At 39.8% G+C, this 22,248-nt stretch carries 21 protein-coding genes and 1 tRNA gene; 19 read left to right on the top strand and 3 right to left on the bottom strand.

What is annotated here, in order from left to right; translation table 11 throughout:
* Positions 1 to 133: 133 nt before the first annotated feature.
* The 7 genes from HPE63_RS13195 (at position 134) to HPE63_RS13165 (ending at position 5,091) form a co-directional block, all read left to right on the top strand.
* Positions 134 to 206: transfer RNA gene (locus HPE63_RS13195), tRNA-Phe, on the top strand.
* 418 nt (positions 207 to 624) lie between these two features.
* Positions 625 to 1,119: a rhodanese-like domain-containing protein gene (locus HPE63_RS13190; RefSeq protein WP_188314736.1), complete on the top strand. Its 495-nt coding sequence runs from the start codon at positions 625 to 627 to the stop codon at positions 1,117 to 1,119.
* A gap of 14 nt (positions 1,120 to 1,133) precedes the next feature.
* Positions 1,134 to 1,805 (top strand): TIGR04282 family arsenosugar biosynthesis glycosyltransferase, encoded by a 672-nt coding sequence (locus HPE63_RS13185; protein ID WP_188314735.1) that lies wholly within the window; start codon positions 1,134 to 1,136, stop codon positions 1,803 to 1,805.
* Complete coding sequence (locus HPE63_RS13180) at positions 1,802 to 2,623, top strand: purine-nucleoside phosphorylase (RefSeq protein WP_188314734.1); 822 nt, start codon at positions 1,802 to 1,804, stop codon at positions 2,621 to 2,623. The genes HPE63_RS13185 and HPE63_RS13180 overlap by 4 nt, the downstream gene beginning before the upstream one ends.
* Complete coding sequence (arsM, locus tag HPE63_RS13175; protein WP_188314733.1) at positions 2,620 to 3,585, top strand: arsenosugar biosynthesis arsenite methyltransferase ArsM; 966 nt, start codon at positions 2,620 to 2,622, stop codon at positions 3,583 to 3,585. Before HPE63_RS13180 ends, arsM begins: the two co-directional genes overlap by 4 nt.
* A 62-nt stretch (positions 3,586 to 3,647) precedes the next feature.
* Entirely contained in the window at positions 3,648 to 4,400 is a 753-nt protein-coding gene (locus HPE63_RS13170) for a DUF547 domain-containing protein (RefSeq protein ID WP_188314732.1), read from the top strand.
* Entirely contained in the window at positions 4,387 to 5,091 is a 705-nt protein-coding gene (locus tag HPE63_RS13165) for a TIGR04283 family arsenosugar biosynthesis glycosyltransferase (RefSeq protein WP_188314731.1), read from the top strand. The genes HPE63_RS13170 and HPE63_RS13165 overlap by 14 nt, the downstream gene beginning before the upstream one ends.
* Here the strand turns inward: HPE63_RS13165 and HPE63_RS13160 are convergent.
* The 3 genes from HPE63_RS13160 to HPE63_RS13150 form a co-directional block, all read right to left on the bottom strand.
* Complete coding sequence (locus HPE63_RS13160) at positions 5,088 to 6,128, bottom strand: N-acetylmuramoyl-L-alanine amidase family protein (RefSeq protein WP_188314730.1); 1,041 nt, start codon at positions 6,126 to 6,128, stop codon at positions 5,088 to 5,090. The two genes, HPE63_RS13165 and HPE63_RS13160, sit on opposite strands and share 4 nt — an antisense overlap.
* A 13-nt stretch (positions 6,129 to 6,141) precedes the next feature.
* Complete coding sequence (locus tag HPE63_RS13155) at positions 6,142 to 7,065, bottom strand: N-acetylmuramoyl-L-alanine amidase (protein ID WP_188314729.1); 924 nt, start codon at positions 7,063 to 7,065, stop codon at positions 6,142 to 6,144.
* Positions 7,066 to 7,273: 208 nt separating this feature from the next.
* The gene (locus HPE63_RS13150; RefSeq protein ID WP_188314728.1) at positions 7,274 to 8,275 is read right to left on the bottom strand and encodes a glycoside hydrolase family 113; all 1,002 of its coding nucleotides are present in this window, start codon (positions 8,273 to 8,275) and stop codon (positions 7,274 to 7,276) included.
* A gap of 225 nt (positions 8,276 to 8,500) precedes the next feature.
* On the opposite strand from HPE63_RS13150, the gene HPE63_RS13145 reads away from it, so the two are divergent.
* From HPE63_RS13145 to proB, 12 genes are all read left to right on the top strand, one after another.
* Complete coding sequence (locus tag HPE63_RS13145; RefSeq protein ID WP_188314727.1) at positions 8,501 to 9,847, top strand: NAD(P)/FAD-dependent oxidoreductase; 1,347 nt, start codon at positions 8,501 to 8,503, stop codon at positions 9,845 to 9,847.
* A 6-nt stretch (positions 9,848 to 9,853) separates the two neighbouring features.
* A complete protein-coding gene (locus tag HPE63_RS13140) occupies positions 9,854 to 11,431 on the top strand; it encodes a 4Fe-4S binding protein (RefSeq protein ID WP_188314726.1) in 1,578 nt (525 codons plus the stop codon).
* Between the two features lie 148 nt (positions 11,432 to 11,579).
* Positions 11,580 to 12,269 carry a glycosyltransferase family 2 protein gene (locus tag HPE63_RS13135; RefSeq protein ID WP_188314725.1) on the top strand — a complete coding sequence of 230 codons (690 nt, stop codon included), beginning with the start codon at positions 11,580 to 11,582 and terminating at the stop codon, positions 12,267 to 12,269.
* A gap of 1 nt (position 12,270) precedes the next feature.
* Entirely contained in the window at positions 12,271 to 13,755 is a 1,485-nt protein-coding gene (locus tag HPE63_RS13130) for a cellulose synthase family protein (RefSeq protein WP_188314724.1), read from the top strand.
* A gap of 95 nt (positions 13,756 to 13,850) precedes the next feature.
* Entirely contained in the window at positions 13,851 to 15,212 is a 1,362-nt protein-coding gene (locus HPE63_RS13125; RefSeq protein WP_188314723.1) for a glycosyltransferase family 58 protein, read from the top strand.
* Between the two features lie 221 nt (positions 15,213 to 15,433).
* Positions 15,434 to 16,060, top strand: a complete 627-nt coding sequence (locus HPE63_RS13120; RefSeq protein ID WP_188314722.1) for a GNAT family N-acetyltransferase — start codon at positions 15,434 to 15,436, stop codon at positions 16,058 to 16,060.
* A gap of 34 nt (positions 16,061 to 16,094) precedes the next feature.
* On the top strand, positions 16,095 to 17,285 hold the full coding sequence (gene argG / locus HPE63_RS13115; RefSeq protein WP_188314721.1) for an argininosuccinate synthase: 1,191 nt from the start codon (positions 16,095 to 16,097) through the stop codon (positions 17,283 to 17,285).
* Entirely contained in the window at positions 17,278 to 18,252 is a 975-nt protein-coding gene (argC, locus tag HPE63_RS13110) for an N-acetyl-gamma-glutamyl-phosphate reductase (protein ID WP_188314720.1), read from the top strand. Before argG ends, argC begins: the two co-directional genes overlap by 8 nt.
* 56 nt (positions 18,253 to 18,308) lie before the next feature.
* The gene (gene proC, locus HPE63_RS13105; protein ID WP_188314719.1) at positions 18,309 to 19,109 is read left to right on the top strand and encodes a pyrroline-5-carboxylate reductase; all 801 of its coding nucleotides are present in this window, start codon (positions 18,309 to 18,311) and stop codon (positions 19,107 to 19,109) included.
* Positions 19,106 to 20,233 (top strand): aspartate aminotransferase family protein, encoded by a 1,128-nt coding sequence (locus HPE63_RS13100; RefSeq protein WP_188314718.1) that lies wholly within the window; start codon positions 19,106 to 19,108, stop codon positions 20,231 to 20,233. The genes proC and HPE63_RS13100 overlap by 4 nt, the downstream gene beginning before the upstream one ends.
* On the top strand, positions 20,230 to 21,429 hold the full coding sequence (locus tag HPE63_RS13095; protein WP_188314717.1) for a glutamate-5-semialdehyde dehydrogenase: 1,200 nt from the start codon (positions 20,230 to 20,232) through the stop codon (positions 21,427 to 21,429). Before HPE63_RS13100 ends, HPE63_RS13095 begins: the two co-directional genes overlap by 4 nt.
* Before the next feature lie 48 nt (positions 21,430 to 21,477).
* On the top strand, positions 21,478 to 22,242 hold the full coding sequence (gene proB / locus HPE63_RS13090) for a glutamate 5-kinase (protein ID WP_188314716.1): 765 nt from the start codon (positions 21,478 to 21,480) through the stop codon (positions 22,240 to 22,242).
* The last annotated feature ends 6 nt before the right edge of the window (positions 22,243 to 22,248 follow it).

The following is a 22,248-nucleotide window of genomic DNA, read 5'->3' as shown; positions in this document are numbered from 1 at the left end:
TCACCTTTTTTTTTGATTTTGTTTGTATATCCTAAATTTGAAATTATATTTGCACCCTCCTAAGCCATACCTGTTACAGGGCTTTGATGGGCAAGTAAGATACTATTGTAAAGCTTGTTTATTTTGAAATATTGGTGCCTTAGCTCAGTTGGTAGAGCAATGGACTGAAAATCCATGTGTCCCTGGTTCGATTCCTGGAGGCACCACTTAGAAAACCGCAACAGGATTTGTTGTGGTTTTTTTTGTTTAAGTACACTTTTTCATTCTTTCTAAATCATCAACTGTAATCTGGTAAATCGATTTTATTTCGGGAAATCGACCGGAGATATATTGAAATGCACATAGGCCCCACCCTTAAAATCATACAAACCATTTCGTTAGAGTCCATGATCAATTTACCCCGAGTTGAGAAAAGGTATCCGATCTTCGTAAGTTTCCCGATACCTGACCGACCAAAAACCGGTTACCCAAAGATCCTTTTTATTTCGTTGCCTTGAAGGAATCCGATGCTATGCTATTCATAAAAAGCGAATTACCGATAGCAGGTAAACGTCATTTATTTGCCATGTTAAATAAACAAAACATCGATATTATAGTATCTTTACGATTAGCATTTTTTTGAACATGAAAACCATTTTCCCATTCTGCATGCTACTTTTTCTAACCTTTTCCGGGCAAGCCCAAAAGAAAATAGACAGGACTCTAAGACTGTTGAATAACGAATCGGTACCATATATCCAAGTGTCCGAAGCTAGTTCCAAAGACAACCTTCTTTACTTGGATGCCCGTAAAAAGGCAGAGTATGAGGTAAGCCACTTAAAAGATGCCATTTGGGTAGGTTACGACGAATTTGACCCCCAACGACTAATGGAATTTGTAAGGGATACTTCTACCACGATCGTCGTTTATTGCTCCGTTGGGGTTCGTTCCGAGGATATAGGTGAAAAACTTCAGGCTTTGGGATACACGAATGTTTATAACTTATATGGTGGTATTTTCAAATGGAAGAATTCAGGTTTAGCCGTTTTTGATACTGTAGGCAAGGAAACCAATAGAGTACATGCCTATAATAGGCTTTGGGGTAAATTGTTGACCAAAGGTGAAAAGGTTTACAACTAAGCAAGTCCGAGTCTATGAGCATAATTTTATCTAACTCTCAAAAAAAAGACGCTAAGGCCATTCACTTCCATTTGGTCAATTCAAAAGAGCTCTTGATCATATTTACTAGAAATCCAGTTCTGGGAAAGTGCAAAACACGGTTGGCGGCCAAGGTGGGGAACCAAGTAGCCTTGGATATCTATAAATTTTTGCTGAATCACACTGCCAGCATTACGAAAGAGCTCAAGGTGCACAAACAAGTATATTATTCAGATGGGATTTGGGAGGATGATATTTGGGATAACCTTATTTTTGACAAACATTTGCAACAAGGTGCAGATTTAGGTGAACGAATGTCAAATGCCTTTCTACATGGTTTTGAACAGGGATTCGAGAAAATCATTATCATCGGAAGTGATATGTTTGATTTGAGCAAAAATGACTTGGAGGATGCCTTTAGTGCCCTAGACCATCATGATTATGTTATAGGTCCGGCTCATGATGGCGGCTATTATCTTTTAGGCATGAAGTCCCACACTGTTACTGTATTCCAAAATAAAGATTGGGGAAAAGACAGTGTGTTTAAAGAAACCATGCTAAATCTCAAAAATAAAAAAGTGTTCCAGTTGGAAACCAGGAATGATATAGACCGTTTCGAAGATCTAAAAAATAACAAAGCTTTTCAACCCTATTTAAAGAATATATGAGATTATCTGAACAACAGTTAGAAGAATCGACAGCTTATCTAAAGGAAAAAGGGTTCGATAATCCTGAAATCGGTATTGTTCTTGGCACTGGCTTGGGGCAGTTAGTAAAAGCCATCGAAGACCCCATTACAGCACATTACAACCACATTCCTTATTTTCCACTGGCAACCGTAGAATTCCATTCAGGGAAGCTTATTTATGGCACCATTGAAGGCAAGAAAACCGTTATCATGGAAGGTCGTTTTCATTTGTATGAAGGTTATGATTTTGTCGATGTCACTTATCCCATTAGGATTATGCACAGACTAGGGGTAGGGAAGCTTTTTGTTTCAAATGCCGCCGGGGCGATTAATCTAGACTATAAAAAAGGGGATATCATGTTGATTGAAGACCATATCAACCTTCAAGGCGGATCACCATTGGCATTTGGCAATGTAGCTGAATTCGGTAATCGATTTGTGGATATGAGTGAGCCTTACGACCTAGCGATGCGTCTGAAATTGATCAACATTGCAGAGCGTGAGAACATAAATCTACAAAAAGGGGTTTATGCAGCCGTGGTCGGGCCTCAATTGGAAACCAAGGCAGAATATAGAATGTTGAAAATAATTGGTGCCGATGCCGTGGGTATGAGTACCGTTCCCGAAGCAATTGTTGCCAACCACCTACAACTACCTATTGTCGCAGTTTCTGTATTGACTGATGAATGTGACCCCGATAACCTAGAACCTGTAGACATTCAGGAGATTATAAAAATCGCCAATGAAACAGAGCCCAAGATGATAAAACTATTTACAGAATTAATAAAAGAACTATGAGCTATTTAGAAGCTACTAATGATTTGTATAAAGAAGCTGCGTTAACCCCTGAGGTTGGTCTGTGTTGCACTACCAATCCCATTTGGCAATTCCCGGGACTGTCCATCCCCAAGATCATGCAAGAAATGAACTATGGGTGCGGGAGTACGGTCTCGGCCCAGGATCTGGTGAACAACCCCAAAGTGCTCTACGTAGGTGTGGGTGGCGGCATGGAACTATTGCAGTTTTCCTATTTCTCCAGACAAGAAGGAGGTGTTACGGGTGTAGATGTGGTAGACGAAATGTTGGAAGCGTCAAGACAGAATTTCAAGATAGCTGAAGTAGAAAACGATTGGTTTCGAAGTGAGTATGTAAATCTTATCAAAGGCGATGCCCTAAACTTGCCCATCGAGGATGAGAGTATTGACGTGGCGGCCCAAAACTGCCTTTTTAATATATTCAAGGCCGAGGACCTAAAGAAGGCGATCAGCGAAATGTACCGTGTCTTAAAACCTTATGGACGTTTAGTGATGAGCGACCCTATCTGCGAGCAGCCAATGAACGATGAATTGCGCAATGATGATAGACTGAGAGCCCTTTGTCTAAGTGGTAGCATCCCCATGAAAGACTATATAAAAGCATTGACCGATGCAGGTTTTGGGACCATTGAGATTAGGGCGCGTAAGTCATACCGTGTTCTGTCGCCCAATCATTACCCCACCGATGAATTGATTCATATCGAATCTATTGAAATCGCTGCCATCAAAGACCCTATGCCAGTAGATGGCCCCTGTATTTTTACAGGTAAAACAGCAATTTACTACGGAGATGCTGACTATTTTGATGACAATGAAGGACATGTTTTAATGCAAAACCAACCTTTGGCCATATGTGATAAAACTGCCGCTGTATTGGCAAAAAAAGGGGAATCCATCCATATTAGCGAAAGTACCTGGCATTATAATGGTGGAGGTTGTTGTTGATTTTTGTAAGGTATGATAGCATCCTTTTACTAAAGAAACATACTTGTTGCTAATATAAGACCATGCTTAAACTTAAATCTATCTTTTGTATAGCTATGCCTTTTTTCTTATTATCGAATTGTTTTGGCCAAAAACCAACCCATGATAATATCGAAAAAGGGGTTGAAACCATTGACCATACGTCATGGGACCATTTGCTAAAAAAGTATGTCGACAACCATGGCAATGTCGATTACAAAGAATTTAAACAAGATCGTCAACGTCTTGACGACTACCTTGTTTATCTGGCCGAAAATCCCATTGCGGACACTGCTTCAGCGGAAGAACAATTAGCGTTCTATATCAATCTGTATAATGCAGGGACCGTGCAATTGATTTTGGATCACTACCCGTTGAAGAGTATAAAGGATATTTTCAGGCCCTGGGGCAAAGATCGGATTAAGATTGGAAGTGAAACTTATTCCCTTGGTGAAATAGAGCATGATATACTTCGGAATATGGATGAGCCTCGTATTCATTTTGCCATCAATTGCGCATCCTATTCTTGCCCTAGACTATTGAATGAAGCCTTTTCGGCCTCGAAAATTGAGAAACAATTGGAAAAGGCCACTTCCCAATTCATAAATGATCCGTCAAAAAATAATATTAAGCGTAATGCCGTTGCATTATCTAAAATATTCAAATGGTACAATGACGATTTTACCAATAAAAATTCATTGATCGATTTTGTGAACAAATATGCCGATATTGAAATTTTACAGGATGTGGATATCGATTATTTAACCTATGATTGGGGATTGAATGAAAAAAGATAATGCGACAATCAGTATTATAATTCCGACTCTCAATGAGGAAAATCAAATTGGGACACTTATAGACTACCTTAGAAAAAATAGTTCTGAGAGGAATATTTCCGAGATTTTGGTTATTGATGGGGGCAGTCAAGACCTTACCGTTTCAATTGCCGAAAATGTCGGGGCAACAGTACTTCAAACCAGGAAAGGAAGGGCCCGACAAATGAACTTTGGGGCCCATTTGGCCATTGGGGATATTCTCTATTTTCTTCATGCCGATACTTTTCCTCCCAAAGACTTTGACAACCATATCATCACGGCGATCTCAGACAACCATGAATCGGGGTGCTTTCAAATGCGCTTTGATAGTGATAATTGGATACTTCGTTTCTTTGCTTGGTTCACTAAATACAATCATAAAATTTGCAGGGGAGGTGACCAATCCCTTTTTATCACTAAAGAACTATTTACCAAAACCAAAGGCTTCAATGAGGATTATATGATATTTGAAGACAATGAGTTTATTGGTCGTTTATACCGAAAAACCGATTTTAAGATACTTCCGCACCATGTTAAAACCTCAGCCCGAAAGTATAGGGAGCATGGCGTTATACGGCTACAATATCATTTTGGGATCATTCACCTAAAAAGCTATTTGGGTGCAGGACCGGAACAACTCTACGATTATTATAAAAGAAAAATTGTCCTTTAACGAATAGGTCCGATTTCACCTTCCTCAAAATCCGATATAACGCCCTCGCTTATCCATTTGGCCAAAGCTTGACGGTTATCGGGCTCCAATATTCTTTTTTGGTCTTTTTTGTTTTTGATATTCCCTATCTCGATAAAGGTCATTGCCGGATGGGTTTTTTTTACGAGATAAAGTGAGGTCCTATCTACGAAAGTACCCGAATAGGTACGGTTAGGTTGGTACTTCCTGTACTTTTTGGCAAACGTTGAGTGGATGTTCTCTGCCAGTTTTTTTCCGTTCTTACTTTCTGCATGATGGTAGAAAAAAACATCGATATTCTGACCCTTACTACGACTATCAACATGGGTTACAATGAGTCGTTGGAATTGGCCGCTATGTTTTTTGTGAAGTTCGTTTACAATATCTACCCGTTGTTTTAACCGGGCAACCTGATTTAACGGAATCGTCTTGTCTGGAAAGGCAACCTCATCCTTATCCATTTCCAAAATGCGATCATCGCGAATGCCATCATCCTCATCCCGAATTATGACATATACCAAAGCACCATGGGCGATGAGTTCCCTAGCTAATCGTAACGTAATATCATAGGCATATTCATCTTCAGAAATATAGACATTTCCGAATTTGGTCATCGCTCCGGGATCCGGTCCCCCATGTCCAGAGATCAAATAATAGACAGTACCCTTTAATTTTGAGCTTTTTGTCGTGACTTCGGCATATTTATTCCCAAAAATGGGATATGATATTGCATTTTCCGATTTGGGTTTTGCTTCTTTTAAATCCTCAACCACAGGAATTGAGTCGGTACTTGGCATAAAATAGGTACGCCCCTCATAGAGATGAATACTGTCACGAAGATTTTCATGGTTCAAGGCAATAAAATCATCAAAAGTCTCATAAGGGTCTACTCCTTGTTTTCGCAAAAGGGAGTACACGCCATCACCTTTCTCCGCGGTGACGGAAATATATGGACTTTGCCCGCTGGCAATAACCGCCATGAAAAGCATTGCCCAGATAACACTATTTTTAATTTTCATTTCACCTTTTTTACTAATTATCTCCAAACTCGGTATTGGAATAATCCGACAGAATTCCGTTGGTAATTAGGTTGGCTATATTATTTTTATTTCCGTTGACCTTTAAGGTTTTATCGTCACTAACAGAATTTGAACCCATAACAATAAAAGTAATAGGAGGTAAACTATTTTTGGCAAACGCAATGTCCTCGAAATCTGTGAACATCTTGGAATAATCGTTCAAAGCTTCACGTTTGACAGTATTCTTACTAAAAACCCTTAACATGTTGTCTGCGAATCTTTTGCTTTCCCTGCTTTCCGCATAATGATACACCGCAATATCGGTCCTAGTGTTTGAAGTTATTCCACCATTATCGATGACCACGAACCTCTGATAATCACCATTATGTCTTAAATATTTTTTATTCACTATGCCTACATAATCTATTAAATCCAGGGAATCTTTCAGACTGCTGTCTAACAGATATACCCTTGCACCGCTTTGAAGCAATTTTCTTGCCATTGATACAGTTATACCATTATCTACATTATTCGAAATCACTTTCTTATTTCCACTAGTATGCTCCATCAAATAATATACCGTATTGGCCAAGGAGCTGTCCTTTAGCTTCAAGGATGCCAATTCCCTTTCAAAGATCGGTCGTTCTCCTCCATCGCTTACGCTAATGATTAATCCCCTATTTTTGAATGAGTCAGGAGCATTTGGAATACGATAGGTTTCCCCAACCACCAAATCGCTACCATTCATTAATTTATCTTGGTTCAATTCAAGAAAGGCCTCATAGTATTTTGCGATTTCGATGCCCTCGTTCCTTAAGATTGAGAAAATGCCGTCCCCGTTCTGAGCAACAACCGTTTTTAGGGCTTCCTGCGAAATGGCTCCTTGGCAAGAGATTATGGTTAGGGTGATTAGTAGTATATTCTTTGTAAAGCTCAATTGGAAAGTATTTTCGCAAAGTTTATCAAAAATACTTACAAATTCCAAATACAATATACTTGTAAGATTAATTAAAAAGTACCAATGGTACATTATTCGTGAAGATCTAGGCGAATAGAATATATGCCGAATAAATCGCAAAATCAAACCTGGTCTTTAAAAATAGGCTGTTGGTTCTTGTCAGACTTTGGCTTCGGAATAAGTCAATTCATTTCATTTTATAGAAATCCCGAATAACCAGCTGTGCGGGTTTATTTTGGGGGGTAAACCTATTGTCCTTTCCGCCACCCGCTTTTTCATGGTTTATGAACCATTTCCAGACATAACCGCCGGCAAACCAATCTTCTTTCCAGAATTCCTCAAAAATTGCTTTTTTGGCATTTACTTGTCCGTCCAAGTTTACTTTATCCTCATTTCTATCTACTAACCAAGGCTTTTTAGCGGTATAGTCCATACTGCGATACCCATATTCCGTAAATAAAATGGGCTTGCCTTTTTCAATGGAAAAGCCCATCATTTTTTCCTTATGTTTTTGCCAACCGTTTTTTAATTGCTCAACTGAAGGGGTACGCTCGTCTGATAATGGAAAATAAGCATCAATTCCAATATAATCCAAATGCTCCCAAAAAGTGGTTCTTGGATATTCATCCCAATTTGCAGCGTAGGTTAATTTACCTTTGTATACTTCTTTGATTTTTACAATGAGTTTTTTCCAGAATTCAGGTCTGTTTTTTACAAATTGTTCCAATTCCGTGCCGATACATAAAATAGAAACTTTGGTGTCCTGGGCTAAACCGGCATAGGCCAGCATAAATTTTTCATACGAATTTTCCAAGGTCTGCCAGTCTTCCTCGGATTGCATCTTTAAGGTTCCGGTAAATTCGCCCCGCCAAATCCAGATTTGGGGTTTGAGCATTACCTGAACACCATTTTTATGCAACATTTCAATATACTGTTTGGCACCACTTTTTGTTTCCCCATACCATTGTCGTTCGGTATCGAAGATGATATCGGGAGAATTGATCTCCCGAATAAAACCAAAAGGCATTACCGCAGCATGATTGGCATTGACCTTCAGAATCTCATCGACATGTTGTTGCCCAACCTTCTCACGTGAGGCCACAAAGCTGACCCCATTGATTTTTTCCTTGACCTGACTCGTACAGGAAAACTGCAATAAACATAAAATCAACAATCCTAAATGCCTCATTCTTCAAAGATTATAATTTAAATGTACAGCATTTCATACTAATTCGCTAAAAATTTAGATGTCTAGCCGCTTAAAACTCCAACCCAATATATTGTTCATAAATATAATGTACTCAAGGAACGTTTGGTTTTGATACAGCTCTTAATTTCAGCAATAACAATCAGCTTGAAAATTAAGTTCCTATATTTAGTTACGACTTATTGTAAGACAACCGACAAAAATCATATGGAACACATCGTTATTATAGGCAATGGTATCTCTGGGGTTACTGCGGCCAGGCATATTAGAAAGCTTTCCAATAAACGAATTACCATCATCTCAGCAGAAGCGGACTATTTCTTTTCACGTACCGCCCTGATGTATGTATATATGGGCCATATGAAATTTGAACATACCCAACCCTACGAAAAATGGTTTTGGAAAAAGAACAGGATCGAACTTGTGAATGCATATGTAGAACGAATACAGCCCAAAGACAAAAAGTTACAATTAAAAGGAGGTGAAGACATTGCTTATGATGAGCTAATCATCGCAACAGGGTCTCAACCCAACAAATTTGGATGGCCAGGCCAGGATCTGAAGGGCGTGCAAGGACTATATTCCAAACAGGATTTAGACGGAGTTGAAAAATACGCCCCGAACAACAAGGTTTGTAATCGAGCTGTAATCGTTGGTGGTGGGTTGATAGGAATTGAATTGGCTGAAATGCTTCTAAGCAGGGATATTCCAGTCACCTTTTTAGTAAGGGAGGATAGTTTTTGGAACGGCGTGTTACCATCCGGTGAATCCGAAATGATCAATGAACACATACGCGAACACCATATCGATCTGCGATTATCGACCAATTTGGCTGAAATCATCCCTGATGAAGATGGAAGGGCAAAAGCTGTCAAAACAGACAAAGGCGATACCATAGCCTGCAATTTTGTAGGACTAACTGCGGGTGTTTCCCCGAATATCGAATTTTTAAAAGATAGCGGTATCGCTACCGGCCGAGGGGTGATGGTCAATCGATATCTTGAAACAAACATTGATAATATCTATGCGATTGGCGACTGTGCCGAACAAAAAGAGGCCATCGGAAATAGAAGACCCATTGAGGCGGTTTGGTACACAGGACGAATGATGGGGGAAACTATCGCCCAAACCCTCTGTGGGAACAAAACCGAATATAAACCGGGGCACTGGTTCAATTCTGCAAAATTTTTGGATGTGGAATACCAAACCTACGGATGGGTATTCAGTGAAAAATCTAAAAAAGAGGTTGAAAAACACTTTCACTGGCGCCATCCTAAAGAAAAAATATGCATTACGGTCGCCTATCATGGCGACACCCGTAAATTCTTGGGCATCAACACCTTTGGAATACGCATGCGTCATGACATTTTTGACCGATGGCTTACTGAAGAACGTGGGGTGGATTTTGTAATGGCCTATTTGAAGGATGCCAATTTTGACCCTGAATTCTATGCTACTTACGAAGCGGATATTTTAGCGGAATACAATAAAGTCATGGGAACAGCAATAACATTGCAAAACAAAAGTTGGAATCGAATTTTTAAAACGGCCTAAGTCCCTATGAAAACAATAAAAAATATAGGCCTCGTACTCTTTTTGATAGGTTTGGCAATATTTACCGCATTACCGGTCTTAGGCACCTTTGATCTCTCCCCGAAGGACCTTGATGATTTTATCAATCATAAAGGGATTAAAAGTGAAGTGTATATTTCGGATTTACGGCAAAATGTTGTGGGTAAATCTTTCGATGGAATGCCTGCATTCGCTCCGAAAGTGACTAGTGCCCTGGAGCAGGCCAATGCGCAACATCGAAATAACAGGGAATACGAAAAAGTAGTCTATGCCAAACCCCATGATATGGCCGCTGAACTTGGCAAGATAGCAGGAAGCGGTTTTATCGTGAACCATAAAGGACTCGTATGGTTTTTAACCTTTGGATTGGGTATTTTAGGCGCGCTACTATTTATTGTACCCAATGTGGTCTTATTAGGCAAGAAAGGTATTAAGAATAATGGCATTTATCACGAAAATGCCACGAATAGGGGTTGGATAGCTTGGTTGGTCTTTATCTTCCTGACCTCTTTTTACCTCATCCTATATTTTCGACCCGAATATGCGGTAAATTGGACTTTTCTCGTTGACCCTATTAGTGAAAGCCTAAGTGGTAATCCAGCAGGTCAATGGTTTGTATACGGATTCATGTACTGCGTGGTTATGGTGGTTATGGCCATACGTATGTACATAAAGTACCGCCACAATATGTACCAGATGATTCGTACAACCTCTGTGCTTTTCTTTCAGATCGTATTTGCTTTTTTGATTCCCGAAATAATGGTACGCCTTCAAATGCCCTACTATGATTTTAAAAATGCCTTTCCACTCGATTATGATTTTTTCTTTAGCTGGAATATCAAAGAGCTTATGGCCAGTGGCAGCATTGGATTGTTTATTCTTATATGGGGTATCGTATTAACCTTGGTCATCGTTCCTGTAATGGTATACTTCTTTGGAAAGCGATGGTATTGTTCCTGGGTTTGTGGTTGTGGTGGTCTTGCTGAAACGTTGGGTGACCCTTATCGACAACATTCGAGCAAGTCGCTTTTTTCATGGCAGGTTGAGCGTTGGCTCGTACACGGGGTCTTACTTTTCGCCATAGTGATGACGGGGATGACGCTGTACAGCTTTTTTACAGAATCGGCAACCATTTTGGGCATCAAAACACAAAGTGTACAGAATACATATAGTCTATTGATCGGTGCTATTTTCGCAGGTGTTATCGGCACAGGGTTATATCCGATCTTTGGCAATAGGGTATGGTGTCGTTTTGGTTGTCCTTTGGCCGCTTATTTAGGCTTTGTACAAAGATTCAAATCACGTTTTCGAATTACGACCAATGGCGGACAATGCATCTCTTGTGGCAATTGCTCTACCTATTGTGAACAAGGAATAGATGTAAGGGCCTATGCCCAAAAAGGGGAGAATATCGTTCGTTCAAGCTGCGTAGGCTGTGGTATTTGTTCGGCTGTTTGCCCACGTGGGGTACTGAAGTTGGAAAACGGGCCTGAAAAAGGTCGGATCAATCCAACTCAAGTTTTGTTGGGTAATGATGTGGATTTAATGGACTTGATGAATAAATAATCGCATACAAAGAAGTCAAAACGATTTTTGAATCCAAGTTTGCGCATGCTCTTGATAGACTTTTTATATAGAAAATACGTCCCACTTCCAGTACCTGATTTATATTTATATTTTTGCCACGAATCGGTATTTTCCCTTACCAAAGAATATGACCAATATAAAAGTTATTATCCCGGCCCATAATGAAGCAGATTCCATAGCCCAGGTAATCCATGAAATACCGAAGACGGTTTCAGAAATTGTGGTGGTCAATAATAATTCGACCGATGATACCGCCATAACTGCCAAAAAAGCGGGCGCTACTGTTTTAAATGAAACCAAAATGGGATATGGCTATGCCTGTCTTTGTGGTATGGAATATGTGGCCAAACAATCCGATCGGCCTGATATTATCGTATTTATCGATGGGGACTATTCGGACTATCCGAAGGAACTGACAAAATTAGTACAACCTATTATTGAACAAAATATTGATTTTGTCATAGGGGCCCGGGTAAAAGACAAGCGGGAAGCTGGTAGTATGACGCCCCAACAAATTTTCGGGAATTGGCTGGCGACCTTCTTGATGAAGTTGTTCTTTGGGGCAACATTTACTGACTTAGGACCCTTTAGAGCAATAAAATATGAAAAGTTGTTAGCCTTGGAGATGGAGGACAAAACATATGGTTGGACAGTGGAAATGCAACTAAAAGCCCTTAAAGAGAAGTTGACATATATCGAAGTACCAGTACGTTACAAAAAAAGAATTGGTATTTCAAAGGTGTCCGGTACGATAAAAGGTAGTATATTTGCGGGCATAAAAATTCTAGGTTGGATTTTTAAATACAGTATCAAATAATATGGGTCTAATAATATCTTATTTAATCATTGGCATTTATAGTATTGCATTGTTGTTGATCTTTTTTTACAGTCTAGCACAATTGAACCTCTTGGTCAATTACTTGGGCAATAAAAGGCAGAATCAAACAGCTCCTAAATTCAATTTGCTAGACCCAAAGGAAATTCCCTACGTAACCATTCAACTGCCAGTGTACAACGAGGAGTATGTGATGGAGCGTTTGTTGGAAAATATCGCAAAAATCGAATACCCAAAAAGCAAACTTGAAATCCAAGTTCTGGATGATTCCACAGATGAAACGGTATTAGAAACTGCCGAAAGGATCAAGGCGCTACAAGACAGCGGGTTGGATATTCAGCATATACGTCGGGAAAACCGCCAAGGTTTTAAAGCAGGCGCTTTAAAAGAGGGCTTGTTGACGGCAAAAGGCGATTTCATTGCCATTTTCGATGCCGACTTTTTGCCAGATTCCGATTGGTTGAAAAAAACGGTTATCTATTTCAAAGATGAGGAAATCGGGGTAGTACAGACGCGTTGGGGCCATATAAATCGCGATTATTCCACATTGACGAAAATTCAGGCTTTTGCCTTGGATGCGCATTTTACTTTAGAACAAGTTGGCAGGAATTCTAAAGGCCATTTTATCAATTTTAACGGTACCGCCGGTATTTGGCGCAAGGAATGTATCCTGGATGCCGGGAACTGGGAAGGTGACACCCTAACTGAAGATCTTGATTTAAGCTATAGGGCACAGTTGAAAAATTGGAAATTCAAATATTTGGAGGATGTTGAAACACCTGCGGAATTACCAGTTGTGATCAGTGCTGCCAGATCCCAACAATTTCGATGGAACAAAGGAGGTGCCGAGAACTTCAGAAAATCCGTTTGGAGTGTCTTAAGTGCAAAGAACATTTCATTAAAGACAAAATTTCATGGGGTGATGCATTTATTGAACAGTTCAATGTTCTTATGTGTTTTTATCGTCTCTTTCTTAAGTATTCCAGCAATGTATATCAAGGCAATATATCCTCAGTTCGATTGGGTGTTCAGTGTGTTGAGTTTCTTTGTTCTAAGTACTATAATACTTTTTATTTGTTATTGGTTCACCTATAAGAGTATTCAAGGCAGCAGTTTTGACAATTTTGTGGATTATATCAAAATCTTTTTTACATTTTTCTCCGTTGCCTTAGGATTCTCATTACATAATTCCATTGCTGTCCTAGAAGGGCATATGGGTAAACGAAGTGAATTTGTTAGAACCCCTAAATTCAACCTTAATAGTATAACCGATAGTTGGAAAGGCAATAAATACCTTGCCAAAAAACTCTCGCCTAACATGATCTTGGAATTCGCATTAATGCTCTATTTCATGTTCGGAATGTATAGCGCGGTTCCCTTGAACGATTTTGGTTTGTTCCCATTCCATTTAATGTTGTTCTTAGGTTTCGGTTTCGTATTCTTTAAATCGCTTACTGCTAGGGCTTAGTCCAATAAATCCATCCCGTATTAGGTAGTAATGGGAATAGTGATTTTAATTGCTCTTTTTTTCGGTTATTTGTAATATCCTAATTTCAAATACCAATGCCCCAACAAATCATTACATATTGGAAACTGCATAAGATTCCGATACTGTTGGTAATTTTGAGTTCGGTATTTTACTTCGTATTTGCATATCATTTAGAACGTACCGATTTCATTAAGTTGATCACGCTATTTGCGGCACTATTTTTCCTCTGCTATAAACTTATCCAATTTGAGAAATGGAACTTCAAATTTCTTTTAGTAATTGGCATTCTTTTCCGCTTGATTTTCCTATTTACCGAACCAAATCTCTCCCAGGACTATTACCGTTTTATCTGGGATGGTGAATTGGTCCGAAATTTTATCAATCCATATCTCTATGTCCCCAATTCTTTCATGGAAAATCAGGATATTGTCATTGCCAACGCCCAGGAGCTTCATCGAGGAATGAGTGAATTAAGTACAAAACACTTTAGTAATTACCCTCCGCTGAATCAATTGATATTTGGGCTGTCCGCCTTGTTAGGTGGAAAAAGCATTTTGGGATCCCTCGTCGTAATGCGAACGATCATTGTACTTTCCGATATTGGCATTTTTTACTTTGGGCGTAAATTACTTAAAAATCTCAACCTCTCACCCCACCTTATTTTTTGGTATTTCTTAAACCCTCTCATTATTGTCGAACTTTGTGGCAACCTTCATTTTGAAGGTGTAATGCTCTTCTTTTTTGTGACATCGCTATATCTATTATCTATAAATAAATGGCAATTGGCCGCGGTAATTTATGCCCTTTCCATATCAATTAAATTGATGCCATTGATTTTCCTACCGCTATTCTTAAAACACTTGGGCGTTAAGAAGAGTATGGTTTTTTACCTATTGGTCATAATTGTGACGGTTTTACTTTTAATACCTTTTTGGTCTCCCGAATTTATTTCGAATTATTCCCAAACCGTTGGGCTTTGGTTCTCTAACTTCGAGTTCAATGCGGGCTTTTACAATATCATAAAGGATATTGCGATTCGGTTTGAGGTGAAACCTTGGGAATTGATCAAAACGTACGGTAAGACTATACCATATACCGTTGTATTAATAGTAATTCTATTGACCTTCGTTAGGAAAAACCAGAGTCTCTCTGTCATGATCTCCTCTATGCTCTGGATTCTTACCTTCTATTACCTTTTGGCAACAACCGTTCATCCTTGGTATATTGTATTCTTGGTTTTACTGACCATTTTTACCAAATATAGATTCTCCTTGGTTTGGTCATTTGTGATCATTCTAAGTTATTATGCGTATTCGCAAACCGATTTTAAGGAGCATTTAGGGATTCTTTCAATTGAATATATTATTGTATATGGATTTTTATTTTTCGAAATTTTCAGGCTTTACGCTCAAAAGTTGCTATTTCGCAAAAATTAAAGTCTAGATGATCCCTTTTCATTTTTATTTGTACTTTTGACCTCTAATGAAGAACGAAACACATTTTACTACAGCTATTTGGGCACTTGGCCCAAATCGTTCTTTCACACCTACACGTCGTCGCCCGTAAGGGTGCATTCTATTATGGAAATAGGTGAGTCCATTTCCGCAAAATACCAAAGAAGATTATTTTCAATTTATAGTACTAAAAACAAGTAACAATGGAAATTGTTATTGCGAACGAATCCCATTTTAAATACGCGGAGATCATCTGTGATACCATTGACGAATCAGCCAAGGTTCGGGGAACCGGTATTGCTAAAAGAACGCCCGAATATATTCTCAAAAAATTAGAGAATGGTAATGCTGTCATCGCTTTGGACGATGGTAAATTTGCGGGTTTCTGTTATATTGAGGTTTGGGGGCATGATAAGTTCGTGGCAAATTCGGGCTTGATCGTACATCCAGATTATAGAAATCAAGGTCTAGCCAAAAAAATAAAAAAAGCCATTTTTGAGCTTTCAACCAAAAAATTCCCGACGGCAAAGATTTTTGGTATTACAACAGGATTGGCTGTAATGAAAATAAATTACGAGTTAGGTTACCAGCCCGTAACATTTTCAGAGCTAACAGATGACCCGCAGTTCTGGAAAGGTTGCCAAACCTGTAAAAACTTCGATATTCTTACACGTACCGAACAGAAGATGTGCCTGTGTACCGGTATGTTATATGACCCTGCCAAAAAACAAAAACCCACAGGGAAAGAGAAAGTGAACAGCAAGGCTTTCCAAAGATTAAAAAGTATAAAGGAGCAATTATTCCTTAAGAAAAATAATGGAAAAAAATAGGTTTCCTAACGACGGAAATATAAAATAATCAATAATGGAAAAATTAGTTTTAGCGTATAGTGGAGGACTCGATACTTCTTATTGCGCAAAGTACCTTTCAAAGGAAGAAGGATATGAAGTGCATGCGGTAAGCGTAAATACCGGTGGATTTTCCGATGAAGAAATTACAAACATAAAAACGAAGGCATTGGCATTGGGGGCCTGCTCCTACACTTCGATAGATGCGGTACAGACCTTTTATGAAAAGGTGGTTAAATTTTTGATTTTTGGCAACGTGCTAAAAAATAACACCTACCCTCTATCCGTTAGTGCCGAACGTATAGTACAAGCCCTTGAGATTGTAAGCCATGCCAAGAAAATAGGGGCCAAATACATTGCCCATGGTAGTACTGGGGCGGGAAACGATCAGGTTCGTTTCGATATGATCTTTCAAATCATCGCACCGGATATTGAAATAATAACCCCGATCAGAGATGATAAACTCTCCCGGGAATTTGAAATTGGATATCTCCAAAAAAATGGGGTCGACTATCCTTGGGAAAAGGCCAAGTATTCTATCAACAAAGGTCTATGGGGCACATCAGTTGGAGGGGCGGAGACCCTCACCTCGAATTTACCTTTACCCGATAGTGCCTATCCCAGTCAATTGGAGGAAAAAAAACCTTCTGAGGTTACCTTGACCTTTGAAAAAGGGGAATTGGTGGCCATTGATGGGAAAAAAGACAAGCCTGTGGCCAATATTGAAAAATTAGAGGCAATGGCCTCGAAATATGCAATTGGTAGGGATATCCACGTTGGGGATACCATTATTGGGATAAAAGGTAGGGTTGGTTTTGAGGCCCCCGCAGCCCTCATTATTATTAAAGCCCATCATTTATTGGAAAAACATACGCTGAGTAAATGGCAGCAGTATCAAAAAGAACAAATGGGGAACTTCTATGGCATGTTGCTGCACGAAGGCAATTATCTTGATGAGGTAATGCGGAATATCGAAGCTTTCTTGACCGACACCCAAAAGAACGTTTCTGGCGATGTGTACGTGAGCCTGTACCCCTTCCAATTTAGATTGAATGGAATATCATCTGAACACGATTTGATGAATGCATCCTTCGGTAGTTATGGTGAAATGCATAAGGGATGGACAGCCGATGAGGCCAAAGGATTCATCAAAATAATGTCGAATCCAGGAAAAATATATAATCACGTAAATCACGATTATGATTAGGGCAGGGATTATTGGAGGTTCTGGATATACGGGTGGCGAATTGATCCGAATCTTATTGAACCACCCCAATGTGGAAATTGATTTTGTTTATAGCACAACAAGGGCCGGTACCCGGGTCACCGCGACTCATCCTGATCTATTGGGTGTAACGGAATTGCAATTTACCGGTGAGGTGAACTTGGAAGTAGATGTGGTCTTTCTTTGCTTGGGACATGGCAATTCGACCAAATTCCTTAACAATAATCAATTTTCAGAAGCTACAGGAATCATCGATTTAAGCAATGATTTTAGATTGAAAAAGGATGCTGACCATAATGGGAAGGAATTTGTATATGGCCTCCCGGAATTGAACAAAAAGAGAATAACATCCGCTAGATATATAGCGAATCCCGGTTGCTTTGCCACGGCAATCGAATTGGCACTTTTGCCATTGGCCAATGCCCATTTATTACATTCACAGGTACACGTGAATGCCGTAACAGGGAGCACGGGAGCAGGTGTGAGTCCATCTGCGACCACCCATTTTAGTTGGCGAAATGGCAATGTTTCCTGGTACAAGCCCTTTACCCATCAGCATTTGGGCGAAATCAATGAGAGCGTAAAAACTCTTCAGGCGAATTCGGGAGAAATACTATTCTTGCCCATGCGCGGTAATTTTACCAGGGGTATTTTAGCAACGGCTTACACTAATTTTAAGGGTACAATAGAAGATGCCCTACAATTGTACCAAGATTTTTATTCGGAAGCAGAATTTACACAGATAGCCACAGAGCCCATCAATCTGAAACAAGTTGTCAATACAAATCAATGCCATATCCATTTGCACAAACATGACGAGGTTCTATTGATTACCTCGGCCATTGACAATTTATTAAAGGGGGCCTCAGGTCAAGCCATTCAGAATATGAACCTGATGTTCGGGTTTAAGGAAAATGAAGGGTTGCGATTAAAAGCCGGTGTTTATTAAAAATACGAACTAGAAAAAGTGAAATGAAGGCGTTAAGCCCTTAGTAAATAGAGATCATGAAAATAGCCATTATAGGAGCTGGGAATTTAGGAATATCCATTGCAAAGGGAATCTTGCAAAGCAATGGGGCCACAAAAATGTACCTGACAAAAAGAAATACCACAGATATCCAACATTTTGAAAAATACGGCAATGTTACGGTTACCCCCGACAACAAGGAAGCTGTTAAAAATTCGGATATCTTGATTTTTGCAGTTCAGCCTCTGCACATCGCGGAATTATTGAAAGATCTTAAAGCCCTGCTCACAGAAAAACATGTGATCATCTCAACCATTACCGGTTATAGTATTGAACAGATGGAAAGCATTTTGGGGAAAGATCACAATATCATTCGAAGTATGCCCAATACGGCAATCTCGGTTGGTAAATCCATGACCTGCATTTGTTCGAATGAAAAAGGCAAGAAACGTGTAGCATTGGCCAAGGCTATCTTTAATCGAATGGGGCATTCCATGGAAATCCCAGAAGTGCAAATGCAAGCCGCAACGGTTATCTGTGCCAGTGGTATCGCTTTTTGGATGCGTTTGATCAGGGCCACAACCCAAGGCGCCATTCAATTGGGTTTTGATGCCAAGGAAGCACAAGAACTGGCCATGTACACCTGTGATGGGGCTGCAGAACTCTTGATTGCATCTGGACAGCATCCCGAGGAAGAAATAGATAAGGTGACCACCCCCATGGGTTGCACCATACAAGGACTGAATGAAATGGAACACCAAGGGTTGAGTTCATCACTCATTCAGGGCATTGTTGCTTCGTTCGAAAAAATAAGTGAGTTTAAAAAAACAAACCAATGAAATTATTCGACGTCTACCCCCTATATGATGTGACCCCCATTTCTGCAAAGGGTATAGTGGTCACCGATGACAAAGGACAGGAATACCTCGATTTTTATGGGGGCCATGCTGTAATATCCATTGGACATTCACATCCCCATTATATTAAACGACTTAAAGACCAGTTGGATAATATCGGGTTTTACAGCAATGCCGTACAAAATCCGTTACAAGTGAAATTGGCAACAAAGCTCGGTAAGCTTTCCCATTGTGATGACTATAATCTGTTCCTATGCAATACTGGGGCCGAAGCCAATGAAAATGCCTTGAAATTGGCCTCTTTCCAAACGGGAAAGTCAAGGGTCATTGCCTTTAAAAACAGCTTTCATGGAAGAACCTCGGCCGCTGTGGCAACAACCGATAATGAAAAAATAAATGCCCCTTTAAACAAGCAGCAAAAAGTTACCTTTTTACCGTTCGATAATATCACCGCTTTTAAAATTGAAATTGAAAAAGGGGATGTCTGTGCCGTGATTATTGAATCCATTCAAGGCGTGGGTGGTCTGGACGAACCGACCACTGAATTCTACCAACAAATTTCGAAAATCTGTAAGGAAAACAAGGTTGTCCTAATTGCCGATGAAGTACAGTCAGGTTTTGGTCGAAGTGGTAAATTCTTTGCCTTTCAGCACCATAACATACAACCCGATATTATCACCATCGCCAAAGGAATGGGGAACGGTTTTCCCGTAGCAGGTGTTTTAATCCATGAAAAGATCAAAGCATCCTATGGTCTGTTGGGTACTACCTTTGGGGGTAATCATCTTGCTTGTGTGGCTACCCTAGCCGTGCTTGAAGTTATGGAAAATGAAAACCTCATGGAAAATGTAAATCAGTTAGGCGCCTATTTCATGGAGAAGGCCAAAGAAATCACCCAAGTAAAAAGAACCAAAGGAAAGGGATTGATGCTGGGACTGGAATTCGATTTTGAAGTTGCCGAACTACGCAAGAAATTGATTTACGAACACCATTTATTTACAGGTGGGGCCAGCAACAAACATATATTACGCATTCTTCCTGCCTTGAATATTACCAAAGCCCAAATGGATGTGTTTTTCGATAAATTGAAAATTGCCTTATCATGAGTACACCCTTGAATATCAAGCATCGAAATGCAGTACTGAAGTCCATGATAAAATGGTTGAAAGAGGACAAAGTCGCCCTTTTAGATGCCAATAAAAAGGATATGGAAAGTTACCTGGGCGACGACATTGCCATGTACGATCGTCTTAAGGTCGATGACGCCAAAATAAACGGTATGATCCGGTCCCTCCAGGAATTAGAACAACAAAAGGACCCATTGAACATTGAGCGATTTCATTTTGAACATGAAAATGGAATGTTGGTCAGTAACAGAACGGCCCCTTTTGGTACCGTGCTGATCATTTACGAATCCCGACCAGATGTCACAGTCGAAGCAGCAGGAATCGCTTTTAAATCGGGCAATAAGATACTATTGAAAGGAGGCAAGGAATCTTTGAACAGCAACTTGGTCCTGGTAGAAATGTGGCATAAAGCTTTATCAGAAAACCAGGTTTCAACGGCATGGGTCGAATATTTAGAATATGACCGGAATGAAACCCAAGATTTTTTGGAAAATCCGACCCAGAAATTAGATCTGATCGTACCTCGGGGAGGCGAAAAACTGATTGCCTTTGTAAAGCAACATGCAACATGCCCCGTAATCGTAAGTGGTAGGGGCAATAATTTTGTGTTTGTTGATGTTGATGCCGATCAACAAATGGCCATGGACATTATCATCAACGCAAAGACGACTAAAATATCGGCATGCAATGCTTTGGACAAGGTGCTGATCCATGATCGGTTAAAAAACAAATCCGATTTTATTGGGAACCTGATCTCGAAATTATTGGAAAGTAATGTGACTATTTGGGTTGATGATCATTTGGAAGGTTTTGAAAACACTACCAAAATCAAAAATGACGCCATTTGGTACGAAGAATTTTTGGATTATAAGATTCTATTAGGTGCGGTAAACCATTTGGAAGAAGCCATCGGGAAAATAAATACCTATGGCGGTGGTCATTCTGCAGCCATAATAACGAAAAATGAAGCTGCCGCCAATGAGTTTATGAACCGAGTGGATACTGCAGCCGTCTACCATAATGCATCGACCCGATTTACAGATGGAGGCCAATTTGGCTTGGGGGGTGAATTGGCCATAAGTACGGATAAATTGCACCAGAGGGGCCCAATTGGTTTACAACATTTGGTAACCAATAAATGGTATATAAAGGGAAATGGACAAGTTCGCTACTAAAGTTTTACAAGGTGTGTGAAAACTGTTAGGTCTTAAAGGACAACAATAATGACTAAAAAAAGAATTTTATTAAAAATTGGTAGCAATACCTTGACCAAGGAAACCAATCAGATTTCCAGGGGTAAAATCGAGGATATTGCCAGACAAATTGCGACCCTGAAAGATGATTACGAATTCATTATTGTGAGTTCCGGGGCCATTGCCGCTGCGAAACAATTTGTGAAATTAGAACATCATGGAGCCGAAATCAATGTAAAGCAAGCGCTCGCGGCCATAGGGCAACCTCATTTAATGCGTATCTACCAAGAGAATTTCAGGGAATTGGGGCTGCTCACCTCCCAATGTCTACTCTCCTATTCCGATTTTGAAAATGTAGATGCCAAGGCTAATATCAAAAACACCATCAATGTTTTGGTGGCCAATAATTTCATCCCTATTATCAATGAGAATGACACTGTAGCGACAGATGAGATCCAATTTGGTGATAATGATAAATTGGCAGCCCTTACCGCTGCTTTATTGCAAGTAGACCTATTGGTTATCGCTACGAATACAGATGGTATCTATACCAAGGAATCCCTTGCTGTGAATACCCCTAAAACGATTGAATCGGTCATAGGAACCCAAAGTTTACAACAAGAAATCAGCACTTTAAAGTCTTCCCATGGCACAGGGGGTATGCAATCTAAAATAGAAGCCGCTACCATTGCCCAATCTGCAGGGATTGAAACTTGGATCGTGAATGGTCTGAGGGATAATTTTATCACAGACGCAATAAAGGGTATTAGCAAGCATACCAAAATTAAACATTGAAAATTC

Origin of the sequence: Maribacter arenosus (assembly GCF_014610845.1) — a bacterium.
Taxonomy (GTDB): domain Bacteria; phylum Bacteroidota; class Bacteroidia; order Flavobacteriales; family Flavobacteriaceae; genus Maribacter_A; species Maribacter_A arenosus.
This window is presented reverse-complemented; position numbering and strand designations above follow the sequence as displayed.